Below are 12,427 nucleotides of genomic sequence, written 5' to 3'. Positions count from 1 at the left end.
ACTAGGATTGGATCGTGTTCCGAATCCTCTTCCATGCCCCCGAAATCCCCGGCAACACCGGCAACGCGATCAGGCTGGCCGCCATTACCGGCGCCGAACTGCACCTGGTGGAACCCCTCGGCTTTGATTTCTCGGACGCCAAACTACGCCGCGCCGGGCTGGACTACCATGACCTCGCCGTCGTCACCGTCCACAAAAACATCGAGGATGCCTGGCGCGAACTGCAGCCGGAGCGTGTGTACGCCTTCACTTCGGACGGCACCGCCAGCTATGCGGACATCGCCTACTGCCCGGGCGACGTGCTGATGTTCGGCCAGGAATCAGTAGGCCTGCCCGAAACCCTCAAGAGCGATCCGCATGTCACGGCCACCGTGCGGCTGCCCATGCTGCCGTCCCTGCGTTCCCTGAACCTGGCTAACGCGGCGTCCATTGCGGTCTACGAGGCCTGGCGGCAACAGGGATTTTCCGGCGCCCAGATTTGAGAGCCCTCGGCCCATCCCCCGGGCCGCCCGCACCGAATTACTCCTGACAGCAATTCCGGGGCGAGGAGGAAGGAGCGGTAGGTGACACTGTTGGAGACGAGGCGGGCTAAGCCGCCGGCTTTCCCCTTCCCCAGGGGCAGCACCGGACGGAATGCTCAGGTTTTACCGCCGGGCGACCTATGCTGGGTAGTGATGGAAACTCCGAACGCGCCAAACTACGAGGCCCCGGCCGCAGTAACAGACACACCGGCGGATCTCAGCAAGCGCTTGGCCGGGCTGCTGGCACGCATAGCCGGCGGTGACCAGGCCGCGTTTGCCGAGTTCTACCAATTGACCTCCCGCCGGGTTTTCGGCATGGCCCGGCGAGTACTCATCGATCCCGAACTCAGCGAAGACAGCACGCAGGAGGTTTTCCTCCAGGTATGGCAAAACGCCGCGAAGTTCAACCCGGAAGCAGGCAGTCCGCTCTCCTGGCTGATGACCATTTCGCACCGCCGGGCCGTGGACAAGGTCCGTTCCTCGCAGTCGGCCACCGACCGAGAGGCGAAGTACGGTGCCAGCAGCCAGGACGTGGACCACGACTCCGTCTCCGCCGAGGTGGACAGTAGGCTCGAGGCCGAGGCAGTGGTCCGGTGCCTGGAAACGCTGACCGATACACAGCAGGAATCGGTGCGGCTTGCCTACTACGGCGGCCTCACCTACCGCGAAGTCGCGGAAAAGCTTAACGCAGCAGTACCCACCATCAAGTCCCGCATCCGCGACGGACTGATCCGCTTGAAAACCTGTCTGGGGGTGAGTTGAGATGACAGAAATGAATAGTCAGGGAGGCCCCCGCCGTCCAAGCTCTTTCGGAACTGAGGTCGCTGCCGACCTCGAATCCGGGCGGGCCGTGGATCTCGCCGAGCTCTATGCTCTGGACGCGATCCCCGATACCGAACGCGCCGCTATCGAACGCTATATCTCGGCCGCGCCCGACGCCGAGCGCAGCGCCTTCTTTGAGCGTGTCCGCCAGGCCCGGGAGACTCTCGCGACGTCCTTCACGGCTGAGGCCGAGCCTCCCGCTGACCTTTTCGCCCGCATCGTGTCGCAGTTGCCGTCCCTCGCGCAGCTGCCAGCCGATGGGCCCTCCGCAGTCACAGCGGCCCCTGCCGCCACGGCCACGCCGGCAACACAGTCGCCGGCAGATGCCTCGGATGAGCTCGCTGCGGCCCGGGTCCGCCGGGAAGAACGACGCCGGCCCGCCGGCGCCCGCCGCTGGCTCACCGCTGTGGCAGCCGCCGGCGTGATCGCCCTCGGTGGCGTAGGAGTGGGTGCGTACATGGCAGACCAGAACGACCCCCTGAACCAGGTGGTCCGGGCTGGCGACGTCCGCGAAGCATCCGTACCCGTCTCCGCCGGCGGCACTGCCACCGTGCTGATTTCTTCATCCAAGGATGCCGTGGTGGTCAAGATGAACGGTGTACCCGCGCCGCCGGCCGGCAAGGTCTACCAGATGTGGCTGATCCCGAAGGACGGCTCGGCACCGGTTTCCCAGGGCCTGATGGACGAAGCTGCCCTGTCGAAGCCTGCTGTGGTGAAAGGCATTGCGTCCGCTGCAGCGCTCGGCATCACCGTGGAGCCTGTGGGTGGCTCGGCCACCCCGACATTCCCCACCGTGGCTGCCGCACCTCTGGGCGCCTGAGCAAACCCTTCGAGTTTTTGTCCAGATAAAGTGCCTCAAACAGCGTTTAGGGCACGTTTTCTGGACAAAAACTCAGGGGCTGCGCCAAAGGCCAGCCGCCCCACCATCGGAAATCCTAGAACCCAGCGATCGTCCCTGGGCCGTTGACGGCGACCACGTGGAAAGCTTCGGCGCTGCGGCCCTCGGCAAAGCCCGCACTCCGGGCATTCGCGTGCATGCCGTTCCGCACCGCTGATTCCATGGCCGCGACGTCAGGATGCTGACTCACGTGCACGTGGATCGCCTCAAGCTTGGCGTCCACATGGTCGGTGACATCCTCAAAGTGGTTCTCGCGCTCCTCCGGCCCGGCGTAGAGCCACAGCCACGGCAGCTTATACGCCTCAAGGCCAGCCTCAGCCAGCTCGGGATAGGCGAACGGGTTTTCCACTGCAGGATAGACGGCCCGGGTCACCGCCTCACCCACAGCGAGGTGGTCCGGGTGGCTCTTCTGCAGACGGTTCCAGTTCCGTTCCGGATGCATGGCAAGCACGACGTCGGGACGGATTTCCCGGATCAGCTTCACCACACCTTTCATCACCTCGTGCGTCGGTTCCAGGTAGCCGTCGCGCTCATGGAGGTAGTGGATGTCGGTTACACCCACGAGTTCGGCGGCCCGGCGCTGCTCGGCCGCCCGTAGGCCGATGATCTCGGCCCGGTGCGCAGGGTCGAAGCCGCCCGCGTCGCCGTCGGTCATGATGCAGTAGCTGACGTGGATGCCGGCGGCCGTCCAGGCGGCGATGGTACCGGCCGCACCGAAGTCGATGTCGTCCGGATGGGCGGCGAAACAGAGCACCCGCCCAACCGGGTGGATGTCCGGATTGAACGGGCTCTGTGCTGAGGCAGCGGAGTGGGCCAAGGTCAGCCTTTTCGCTTCTTGATTTCTTGGGTGGCCTGCGGAAGGACGTCGAAGAGGTCCCCGATGATGCCAAAATCGGCGATTTCGAAGATCGGCGACTCGGCGTCCTTGTTCACGGCCACGATAATCTTGGCTGTTTGCATCCCGGCTTTCTGCTGGATGGCTCCGGAAATACCGGCGGAGATGTACAGCTGGGGCGAAACGGTCCTGCCGGTCTGGCCCACTTGGGCATCGTGGCTGATCCAGCCGGCGTCCGTGGCTGCACGGGAAGCGCCGACGGCAGCACCGAGGGCGTCCGCAAGCTGCTCCACGGGACCGAAGTCGCCGTCAACGCCGCGTCCGCCGGCCACCACGATGCGGGCGTCCGAAAGATCAGGGCGGCCGCTGGCCGCCTTCTGTTCGCGGGCGGTGATGCGGGCCGCGGTGGCCGTGCCGTCCGCCGGCACTTCGATGGTGGACGTCTCCGGAGCGGAAACCACGGATGCCGGCCCGGGCGTGACGTTGTTGGCCTTTACGGTCAGCACGGAAACCGCCGTGGTGGTCCGGGCAGAGGTGGTGTAGGACCCCGCGAGGACCGACTTGTGCGCTGTACCGTCGGCGTCGACCGCCACAACGTCGGTGATGACGCCGGCGTTGAGCCGGATGCCGAGCCGCGCCGCGATCTCTTTGCCTTCGGGCGAGTTGTCCAGGAGGACCGTGCCGGCACTGGCGGCACCGGCGGCGGCCGCGAGATAGGCTGCCTTCGCCGAGACAAGGTAGTCATCCAGGTCCTGGGCTGAGGGCCGGAAAACGGCGGTGACGCCGTATTCGGCGAGAGTGGCCGAAACATCCTGATGCAGATCGCCGTTCAGGGCCACAGCGGTCTCTCCCAGGGAACGTCCCAGGGTAAGCAGTTCGAGGGTGCTCTTCTTCAGGGCATCGCCGGGGTTGTCAATGAATACGAGTACGTTTGCCATGTCTGTGATCCCTCTTAGAGCAGCTTCTGGGCGGCCAGGAAGTCGACGAGCCTGACTCCGGCGTCGCCTTCGTCGGTGATGATGGTTCCAGCCGTGCGCGGCGGGCGTTCCTCGGCAGCTGTGACCGTGGTCCACGATCCGGCGTGGCCCACGTGCGCGGGATCAACTCCGATGTCGGCCAGGGACAGGGTGGTGATGCTCTTGCGCTTGGCCGCGATGATGCCCTTGAAGTTGGGGTAGCGCGGCTCGTTGATCTGGTCCGTCACGGAGACCACCGCGGGAAGCGTTGCTTCGACGGTCTCCGAGTAGGTGTCGGCGTCGCGGCGTGCGGTGAGCCGCCCGCCGTCGACCGTCAGTGAGGACGCGAAGGTGACCTGCGGCAGACCGAGGCGCTCGGCAAGTTGGGCCGGTACCAGGGACGTTTCGCCGTCGGTGGATGCCATCCCCGTGAGGATAAGGTCCACAGGGGCGCCGGTGCCGAGGTGGCGAATGGCAGCCGCGAGCGCCAGCGACGTGGCGGCGGCGTCTGAGCCGGCCAGTGCACTATCGGTGAGGTGCACACCTTCGGTGGCGCCCATCTGGAGTGACTTCTTCACCGCGTTCACGGCACCGGACGCGCCCATGCTCAGCGCAATGACCTGGTTGCCGGCCTTGGCGCCACCGCGGGCCTCAGCCAGCTGCAGGGCGGCCTCCAGTGCGTATTCGTCCAGCTCGGAAAGGATGCTTTCGTCACGGTCCGTGGTGTAGCCCTCGCCGGTGAGGTGTCGGTCGAACTGTGCGTCCGGTACATGCTTGACCAGGACGATGATCTTCAATGTCTCTTCCACTGTATTTACAGCAGCCTTCCATGCTTGTGGATAGCCAGCCGGATGGGGTCATGGCCTCGGAGCGCCCGGGGTGCGGGTAGATCCTAGCTAACCATATAGCCGTCCCCCGTTGCCGTCCCGTTAACGCCTGTGTCACGGCCCTGCCGTGCCGGGTAAGGGGAACGCGAACGACGGCGACGGCAATCACCTTGGTGAGCCCCGCCGTCGTCCGCTGTTTATGGTTGGCCGTGCGTCCTGCTGCCCAGTCCCTACTGGTCCGCTGCGGTGCCAAGCGTGACGTCGAACGTCTGTTCCTGGCCGTTGCGCAGGACCGTCAGCTTAACGGTGGAGCCGCCTGCCTGCTCGCGGACGGCCGCGGTCAGCTGGTTGGGCTCGCTGATGACTAGGTCATTGAACTTGGTCACCACGTCGCCCACCTTGATGCCGGCCTTGGCGGCGGCGGAATTTGCCTCGACTGTGGCCACGTCAGCGCCGACGGAGAACCCTGACGTGGTCCCGCTGGATGACTTGTCCCGAACGCTGACACCCAGTTGGCCGTGGGATGCCTTGCCGGTGTTGATGATCTCCTGCGCCACCCGCTTGGCGTTGTTGATGGGGATACTGAAGCCCACACCTATGTTGCCGCTCGACGCGGAATCGGAGCCAGCCGACGCGATGGCCACGTTAACGCCGATGATTTCACCCTTTGTGTTGACCAGGGCACCCCCGGAGTTGCCGGGGTTGATGGCGGCATCCGTCTGGATCACATTGATGGAGATGGACCCCTGGTTTGCGGTGCTTTGGCCTTGGCCACCGTTTGGCGGCGCGAACTGGAATCCCTGATCGCCGCCCTGCGAGCTGCTGTCACCGTTCTTGGGTGCCGCGGACGAGGCAACGCTGATGGTCCGGTTCAGAGTTGAGACGATACCGTCGGTAACGGTGCCGGTCAGGCCAAGCGGGGAGCCGATCGCGATGGCAGTGTCACCCACATTGAGCTTGCCGGAATCTCCGAGGGTCGCAGGGGTGAGGCCGGACGCGTTATCCACCTTGATGACCGCCAGGTCAGACAGCGGGTCGGTGCCCACGAGCGTGGCCTTGAGGACCTTGCCCGCACTGGTGCGGACCTCCAGCGCCGCGTTGGCGCTCTGGCCATCCAGGGTCACCACGTGCGTGTTGGTCAGAATGTGGCCCTGGTCGTCCAGGACGATGCCCGAGCCGGTCCCGCCGGAGCTGCCGCTGGAAGCGCTGATGGTCACCACGCTGGGGGAAGCCTTCAGCGCTGCTGCCGTGATGGCGTTGACATCGTCCTTGTTGTTAACGATCACAGTCTCAGGCTGGCTGCTGCTGCTCGCGGCCGACGGCGAGCCATTGTTGAAGAGGTTGCCTGAACCTACTGTGGCTACGCCGCCACCTACGAGGCCGGCGGCCAGGATGCTTGCCACCAGGGTGCCGACGCCGAACGTGGCTTTTCGGCGGGGCGCGTCGGCCGGGTTCGGGGCAGCGTTGTACGGGCCCGGACCGTTGTGGTGGTGTCCGGGCTGCTGCTGGTCTGGTGCCTGCTGGCCGTAGAAGGGCTCGCGGGGAGGATAAACCGGACGGGGCGCACCCGGCAGCGACTGGGTGGGGTTCTCCGATGCACCGGATCTGTCCAGCTGTTCGGTCGGATTAGTCTGACCGGCAGCGTCACTGCGGACCTCCGCAGTGCTCTGGTCCACATTCCGGTTCTCATCCGGTTTGCGGTTCTCCGGCGCTGCACCCTGGGTTGGGTTCTCAGTCATTGGACTTCCTTTCATCCTCGTCTGCATTAACTATGTACCGTCTGGCTGGAACTGGGGCGAACGTTGGCTGGGAGGTTGCTGGGAGGCCGAATTCCGCTGCCAGCGGGCTCTTACGGGGGTTTCGCTGGTGGCATATTCGCCGCTGTGGACGCACCAGGAGGTGCACCATAGAATCAAAAGGAAATGCCACAGCGACCTGCGGCTTTACACCACGCGTGGGGGCGCTGCTGCATTCTGAGACGCTCATTCGTCCCGAATCGGTGTCAGTCGTGCTGAAGGGTTGCACATGCGGTCAAAGTTCAAACGTATCCTCGCCGTGATCGGCCTGACCGGGCTGCTCGCGGTTCCTGCCGGGGCGGCCTGGGCTGAAGACCCGGTGACGCTGGATCCGGCGACCAAGATTGTGGACTCCGCCGGCGTTCTCGGTTCGAAGAAGGCTGATGTACAGGAAGCAATCAAGAAGCTGGGGACCGACCACGCCACCGTTCTCCATGTTGTCACTGTCAAGAAGTTCGAAAACCCAACCGACCGCGAAGCGTGGACGGACGAAGTAGCCAAAAAGGCCAACCTCGGACCTAACGCATTGATTTTTGCGGTGGCTACCGAGACCAGGCAGTACATCCTGAATAAACCCGGTGGCAGCAAGATCACCACCGCCCAAATTGAAAACATCAAGAGCAAAGCCATCGGCCCGCAGCTGGCCAATGACGACTACGCCCAAGCGGCAATTAACGCCGCGGCAGCCATCGGAGATGCCGCAGGCGGTGGCAACGGCAACGTCCCAGGTGACGGCGCCGGCGCTGGGGTCCTCGTCGGCGTAGGCGTCGTAGCCGCCGGTGGGGCTGGCGCCTACCTGTACCTCCGCAACCGGCGCAAGAAGGCCGCTCTGTCGTCCAGCGCCAGTTACGGTCCCCAGGGTGCCGAGCTCGATCCGCTGGCCTCGCTCAGCATCGAGGAACTCCGGCGCAAGAGCGGCTCGCTGATCATCGAGGCCGACGACGCCATCAAGTCCAGCGAACAGGAACTTGGGTTCGCGGAGGCCCAGTACGGCGATGCCGCGGTGGGGAACTTCACCAAGGCCCTGGCCGAGGCCAAAGCCCACATGTCAGAATCCTTCAAGCTCCAGCAGCAGCTTGACGACCACATCCCTGACACGGAAGAACAGCAGCGAAGCTGGCTCGGCGAAATCATCCGCCGTTCAGAGGCAGCGCTTGGCTCGCTTCAGGAACAGAAGGCCGACTTCGATTCGCTCCGCGAGCTCGAGAAGAACGCCCCGCAGGCACTGGCGGCCATCAGCGCCGGAGCCCACGAAGCAGACGCCAAGATCGCCAGCGCCGAACAGTCACTGACGGCTTTGCGTGCCAAGTATGCAGACAGTGCGCTGGTCCAGGTCGCTGACAACATCACCCAAGCCAAGGAACGGCTGGCCTTTGTGCAAAATGCCACGGCCACCGCCCAGGAGAAGCTCACCGCAGGCGAGGGCAGCCTCGCCGCGGTCGCCGTGCGGGCCTCTGAAGAGAGCCTGCACCAGACCAACGTGCTGCTGGACGCCATCGCCAAGGTTTCTGCCAGCCTGGACGAAGCCCGTACCGGCCTGGAGGCGGCCGTCGTTGAGACCTCCCAGGACCTCGCGCAGGCGAAGGCCATGATCCAGTCCGGCGAACACCCTGAACTCGCCGGCCCGGCCGCCGGCGTTGAAGCCGCGCTGGGCCAGGTCAAGGCCGAAATCCAGGGCGGGAAGATCGATCCCATCGCCACCCTGCAGCGCGTTGAAACTGCGCATCAGGCCCTGGACCAGTCCCTCACCGGCATCCGGAACCAGCAGGACCAGGCCCGCCGCGCGCAGGCGTCCCTGCAGCAGACCATCATGTCGGCGCAGGCCCAGATCAGCGCCACGTCGGACTACATCACTGCCCGTCGTGGCGGCGTAGGCACGGAAGCCCGTACCAGGCTCGCCGAGTCCCAGCGCAACCTCGACTACGCGCTGTCCATCTCCCGCAACGATCCCGTTACTGCCCTCACGTACGCCCAGCAGGCCCACGCCCTCGCGGCCCAGGCAGCGCAGCTCGCCCAGGCTGACGTCGACAACTTTGGTGGCTACGCCAACCAGGGCTTCGGCGGCGGCGGGGGCATGTTCGGCGGTCGCGGCGGAGGCGGCGGTGGCCTCGGTGGCGCCATCCTCGGCGGTATCCTCATCAACTCCATCCTCAACGGCGGCAGCGGCGGAGGCTGGGGCGGTGGCCACAGTGACGGCGGAGGCTGGGGCGGTGACTCCGGCGGCGGCGGTATGGGCGGCGGCTGGGGCGGCGATTCCGGCGGCGGCGGGGACTTCTGACCCATCAGAGGCTAGGCGCCGACAGGAATGCCCTGCCGGCCAAACAAGCGGTACAACAACTGTTCACTGATCTCAGTGGCCACCATTGAGCAGGACGAAAGGTAACACCATGGTTAAGCAGTCCATTTTCGGCCGGATCGCACAGCTGGCAAAGGCAAACATCAACACTTTGCTGGACAACGCTGAGGATCCGCAGAAGATGCTGGACCAGATGGTCCGGGACTACACCAACAACATTGCGGAGGCTGAATCCGCAGTCGCCCAGACCATCGGCAACCTCCGTATGCTCCAGGATGACTACCGCGAGGACATTAAGAACGCCCAGGACTGGGGCAACAAGGCCCTCGCTGCGTCCCGCAAGGCTGACGAATACCGCAGCGCCGGCGACAGCGTTGACGCCGAGAAGTTCGACAACCTCGCCAAGGTGGCCCTGCAGCGCCAGATGTCCGCGGAAAGCGAAGCCAAGGGTGCTGAGCCGAGCATCGCCTCGCAGACCGAAGTAGTGGACAAGCTCAAGTCGGGCCTCGACCAGATGAAGGGCAAGCTCAACGAGCTGACCAGCAAGCGTAACGAGCTGGTTGCCCGCTCCAAGACGGCCGCGGCACAGTCCCAGGTGCACGATGCCATCAAGAGCATCGACTTCATGGATCCCACCAGTGAAGTTGGCCGTTTCGAAGAGAAAATCCGCCGCGAAGAGGCCAAGGTGCGCGGCCAGCAGGAGCTTGCCGCGTCGAGCCTGGACGCCCAGTTCAATCAGCTTGAAGATCTTGGCGAGCAGGTGGAAATCGAGGCACGCCTGGCAGCGCTGAAATCCGGCGGCGCCAAGCCGGCCATCGGCACTTCCGGCGCGAGGTCCGAGTCCACAGTCGACGAAGCCGACTTCGGCAAGCTGTAGCCAGCAACGTCCGCCGGTGAGCGGGCCAGCCGGGGCCGGGGTTCATCATGAACCCCGGCCCTTGTTATGCCCGGACAGCACCTCCAACCGGCAGTGCAACCGGCCCCGGTGCGGCCGTGGTCGCGGATGTGTAGCGTGGAGGCCATGGCCTCCCCCGTCGCATCCTCCCTCGTTTGGCTCCGTGACGACCTTCGGCTGGACGATAACCCCGCGCTGTCCCACGCCGTCGAACTCGGCCTCCCGCTCACGGTGGTCTACATCCTCGACGAGGAATCCCCCGGAATCCGTCCATTGGGAGGCGCGGCCCGCTGGTGGCTGCACCACTCGCTGACGTCCCTGGCAGCGGCGCTTGCCGAGTCCGGGTCCGCACTTACCCTCCGGCGCGGACCTGCCCGCCGAGTGATCCGGGACCTCATAGCCGAAACCGGCGCGCGGCATGTGCTCTGGAACCGGCGCTACGGCGGTCCCGAGCGGTCCCTGGACGCCGATGTAAAGGCCTGGGCAACCGCGAATGACATCGAAGCCGCCAGCTTCCAGGCCAACCTGCTCTTCGAGCCGTGGACCATCACCACCGGAACAGGCGGCCCCTACAAGGTGTTTACGCCCTACTGGCGGGCCTGCACAGCGTCCGGCGAGCCCCGAGAGCCACTGGATGCACCGGCCGGCCTGCCCTCCCCTGCCGCTGCCGGGTCGAAGACGCAGGCCGGCAGCGACGCACTGGCGGAGTGGTCACTGCTGCCCGTCTCGCCGGACTGGAGCGGCGGACTGGCTGCGACCTGGGAACCAGGGGAGGCCGGAGCACACAGCAGGCTTGAGGACTTCCTGGACGGGCCCGCACAGGATTACGGCACCGGGCGCGACATACCCGGGGTGGACGGCACCTCCAGACTGTCCCCCCACCTCCGATTTGGTGAAATCAGTCCGTTCCGCGTCTGGCATGAGCTCCGCCGCCACTTCCCCCGCGAGACGACGCCCGACGTCGGGATCTTCCGTTCCGAGCTGGGCTGGCGGGAGTTCTGCTGGCAGCTGCTCTATGCCAACCCCCAGCTGGCTACCCGAAACTATCGGCCGGACTTCGACCGGTTCGAATGGCAGCAACCCACCGCGGCGGAACTGGGCGCCTGGCAGCAGGGCCGAACCGGCTATCCGCTGGTGGACGCGGGGATGCGGCAGCTGTGGCAGACGGGCTGGATGCATAACCGGGTCCGGATGGCCGCGGCGTCCTTCCTCGTCAAGAACCTCCTGGCCGACTGGCGCCTGGGCGAGGCGTGGTTCTGGGACACCCTGGTGGATGCCGATGCGGCGAGCAACCCCGCTAACTGGCAGTGGGTGGCAGGCTCAGGCGCCGACGCGTCCCCGTACTTCCGGATCTTCAATCCGGTAACGCAGAGCAAGAAGTTCGACGCCGAGGGCCGGTACCTTCGCGAGTTCATTCCGGAGCTCGCGCGGCTGGACCGCAAGGCCATCCACGAACCGTGGAAGCATCCCGATGCCCAAGGCTACCCTGCTCCCGTGGTGGGTCTCCCCGAGTCCAGGGAGCGTGCTCTGGCGACCTATCAGAAGCTTCGGGAGGACCAGCCGGGCCGGGACGCTCCCACCGGCCCGGAAATCAGCGGCTGACTTTGCCCATCAGGGAAGCAATGGGGCGCAGGAAGATGGGCCGGGCGAGGAACCATGCCGCCACCATCACGGCCACAGATACAAGGAAGATCCAGAAGCCGAGCCAGCCGTCGCCGTCGGACACTGCGTACATGTGGTTCAGGTTCCGCAGGGCCCCGGTGGCGAACACCAGCAAGACATGCACAACGATGAAAGCCACGAAGTAAATCATGACGGGGAAATGGATGGCCCGCGCCAGCTCGATCGGGTACGCCTTGTTCAGCGCGGCAGCCTTTTTGGGCCAAGCGGAGGACGTCCGGATGCCCGAGATGAAGGCAAGCGGCGCAGCGATGAAGACGGTGAGGAAATAGGTCAGCAGCTGCAGGGCGTTGTAGTTGACCCAGCCGTTTTCGGTGGGCCAGTTCAGGGATGCGTACTGCAGGGCTGCGGACAGCGCGTTGGGAAAGACATCCCAGCTGGTGGGGACGATCCTCGTCCACTGTCCTGTCGTGAACAGGAGGACGGCAAACACCAGTCCGTTGAGGATCCACAGTGCGTCCAGAGTCAGGTGGAACCAAAGCTCCAACGTGATCTTGGTGGGCGCGTTCCTGGTCTTGATCAGGCCCTTGTTGTTGCGGGTCCAGTGGCCGGTGGGGCGGGTGGTGGTCCGCACCTGCCAGCCGGTCCTGATGATGAGCAGCAGGAGGAAACCATTCAGGAAGTGCTGCCAGGCCAGCCACGTCGGGAACCCGACGGGCGCGCCCTCAGGCAGTTCCGAATGTCCTGGATAATCCGCCAGGAACGAGGCCACCGCAGGAAGGCCCGTCATCCACTTCGCCAGCAGCACCACCAGCACCAGCACTACGAGCGCGACAGGAACGCCCCAGTAGAGCCCGGACCGCTTGCCTGTCGAGGAGCCGGGCTTCTTCGGGGGTGTGGACATCGAACAACGTTCCTCTCGAGAATGACTTACCAGGTGCTCAAAGCTTTGCGAACGAGA

11 protein-coding genes are annotated in these 12,427 nt (G+C 65.2%); 6 read left to right on the top strand and 5 right to left on the bottom strand.

From position 1 onward, the window contains the following. Window positions 1-14: 14 nt before the first annotated feature. The 3 genes from QK290_RS00650 to QK290_RS00640 all read left to right on the top strand — a co-directional run bounded on the left by QK290_RS00650 (window position 15) and on the right by QK290_RS00640 (window position 2,163). Entirely contained in the window at window positions 15-482 is a 468-nt protein-coding gene (locus tag QK290_RS00650) for a tRNA (cytidine(34)-2'-O)-methyltransferase (protein ID WP_282328841.1), read from the top strand. Between the two features lie 192 nt (window positions 483-674). Then, window positions 675-1,283: an ECF RNA polymerase sigma factor SigK gene (gene sigK, locus QK290_RS00645; protein WP_282328840.1), complete on the top strand. Its 609-nt coding sequence runs from the start codon at window positions 675-677 to the stop codon at window positions 1,281-1,283. A gap of 1 nt (window position 1,284) precedes the next feature. Continuing rightward, window positions 1,285-2,163, top strand: coding sequence for an anti-sigma factor (locus tag QK290_RS00640; RefSeq protein WP_282328839.1), 879 nt, complete (start codon window positions 1,285-1,287; stop codon window positions 2,161-2,163). A gap of 115 nt (window positions 2,164-2,278) precedes the next feature. Here the strand turns inward: QK290_RS00640 and QK290_RS00635 are convergent, their stop codons facing one another. From QK290_RS00635 to QK290_RS00620, 4 genes are all read right to left on the bottom strand, one after another. Then, window positions 2,279-3,058, bottom strand: a complete 780-nt coding sequence (locus QK290_RS00635; RefSeq protein ID WP_282328838.1) for a PIG-L deacetylase family protein — start codon at window positions 3,056-3,058, stop codon at window positions 2,279-2,281. A 2-nt stretch (window positions 3,059-3,060) separates the two neighbouring features. Beyond that, the gene (locus QK290_RS00630) at window positions 3,061-4,014 is read right to left on the bottom strand and encodes an electron transfer flavoprotein subunit alpha/FixB family protein (RefSeq protein ID WP_282328837.1); all 954 of its coding nucleotides are present in this window, start codon (window positions 4,012-4,014) and stop codon (window positions 3,061-3,063) included. Between the two features lie 14 nt (window positions 4,015-4,028). Then, a complete protein-coding gene (locus tag QK290_RS00625) occupies window positions 4,029-4,829 on the bottom strand; it encodes an electron transfer flavoprotein subunit beta/FixA family protein (protein WP_282329066.1) in 801 nt (266 codons plus the stop codon). 260 nt (window positions 4,830-5,089) lie between these two features. Continuing rightward, window positions 5,090-6,598, bottom strand: a complete 1,509-nt coding sequence (locus QK290_RS00620) for a trypsin-like peptidase domain-containing protein (RefSeq protein ID WP_282328836.1) — start codon at window positions 6,596-6,598, stop codon at window positions 5,090-5,092. Window positions 6,599-6,884: 286 nt separating this feature from the next. On the opposite strand from QK290_RS00620, the gene QK290_RS00615 reads away from it, so the two are divergent. The 3 genes from QK290_RS00615 (at window position 6,885) to QK290_RS00605 (ending at window position 11,448) form a co-directional block, all read left to right on the top strand. Further along, window positions 6,885-8,933: a TPM domain-containing protein gene (locus QK290_RS00615; RefSeq protein WP_282328835.1), complete on the top strand. Its 2,049-nt coding sequence runs from the start codon at window positions 6,885-6,887 to the stop codon at window positions 8,931-8,933. Window positions 8,934-9,042: 109 nt separating this feature from the next. Continuing rightward, the gene (locus QK290_RS00610; protein ID WP_282328834.1) at window positions 9,043-9,828 is read left to right on the top strand and encodes a PspA/IM30 family protein; all 786 of its coding nucleotides are present in this window, start codon (window positions 9,043-9,045) and stop codon (window positions 9,826-9,828) included. A gap of 144 nt (window positions 9,829-9,972) precedes the next feature. Next, window positions 9,973-11,448 (top strand): deoxyribodipyrimidine photo-lyase, encoded by a 1,476-nt coding sequence (locus QK290_RS00605; protein WP_282328833.1) that lies wholly within the window; start codon window positions 9,973-9,975, stop codon window positions 11,446-11,448. Here QK290_RS00605 and QK290_RS00600 read toward each other — a convergent pair. After that, entirely contained in the window at window positions 11,438-12,370 is a 933-nt protein-coding gene (locus QK290_RS00600; protein ID WP_282328832.1) for a cytochrome b/b6 domain-containing protein, read from the bottom strand. The two genes, QK290_RS00605 and QK290_RS00600, sit on opposite strands and share 11 nt — an antisense overlap. Window positions 12,371-12,427: the final 57 nt, after the last annotated feature.

The organism is Pseudarthrobacter sp. AL07 (genome assembly GCF_029960665.1).
In the GTDB taxonomy this organism is placed as follows: Bacteria; Actinomycetota; Actinomycetes; order Actinomycetales; family Micrococcaceae; genus Arthrobacter.
The sequence above is the reverse complement of the archived record's forward strand: the minus strand, read 5'-3'. Positions and strand labels throughout refer to the sequence as shown.

What these genes read in the sequence shown, in the direction of transcription:
- QK290_RS00620 (WP_282328836.1), bottom strand. Translation starts at nt 6,598, where the DNA reads ATGACTGAGAACCCAACCCAGGGTGCAGCGCCGGAGAACCGCAAACCG.
- QK290_RS00640 (WP_282328839.1), top strand. Translation starts at nt 1,285, where the DNA reads ATGACAGAAATGAATAGTCAGGGAGGCCCCCGCCGTCCAAGCTCTTTC.
- QK290_RS00630 (WP_282328837.1), bottom strand. Translation starts at nt 4,014, where the DNA reads ATGGCAAACGTACTCGTATTCATTGACAACCCCGGCGATGCCCTGAAG.
- QK290_RS00610 (WP_282328834.1), top strand. Translation starts at nt 9,043, where the DNA reads ATGGTTAAGCAGTCCATTTTCGGCCGGATCGCACAGCTGGCAAAGGCA.
- sigK (WP_282328840.1), top strand. Translation starts at nt 675, where the DNA reads ATGGAAACTCCGAACGCGCCAAACTACGAGGCCCCGGCCGCAGTAACA.
- QK290_RS00605 (WP_282328833.1), top strand. Translation starts at nt 9,973, where the DNA reads ATGGCCTCCCCCGTCGCATCCTCCCTCGTTTGGCTCCGTGACGACCTT.
- QK290_RS00600 (WP_282328832.1), bottom strand. Translation starts at nt 12,370, where the DNA reads ATGTCCACACCCCCGAAGAAGCCCGGCTCCTCGACAGGCAAGCGGTCC.
- QK290_RS00615 (WP_282328835.1), top strand. Translation starts at nt 6,885, where the DNA reads ATGCGGTCAAAGTTCAAACGTATCCTCGCCGTGATCGGCCTGACCGGG.